The sequence below is a fragment of the Vibrio sp. 10N.222.55.C7 genome (assembly GCF_041473335.1).
GTDB classification, from domain to species: domain Bacteria; phylum Pseudomonadota; class Gammaproteobacteria; order Enterobacterales; family Vibrionaceae; genus Vibrio; species Vibrio crassostreae_C.
In genome coordinates, this window is the sequence record NZ_JBFRSC010000080.1 from 1 (window position 1) to 239 (window position 239).

1 protein-coding gene is annotated in these 239 nt (G+C 49.0%); it reads right to left on the reverse strand.

Annotated features, from left to right (window positions below; genetic code table 11):
* Positions 1 to 239, reverse strand: a 239-nt coding sequence (locus AB4482_RS22485) for a transposase (RefSeq protein ID WP_372181746.1), incomplete at both ends; no start/stop codon positions are given.

Sequence of the window (239 nt, forward strand, 5' to 3'; positions counted from 1 at the left end):
ACGATTTTTGCGTTCGGGCAATGCGCTTGAACTTCAAGGTCAAAAGCCGTATTCATGTCCATCGCGACCGCTTCGATATTATTGCCATGCTTGCCTAACAGCTCGAAGAACGGTCGTATGTCCTTGCGGCTACGGCCTAACCCTATCCAAATGACTTGGTGAGTCTTAGCGTCAGCAATGACCGTGGCATACCGATGTCCTTTAAAGATAGCGAACTCATCCATGACGAGTTGCCTTAG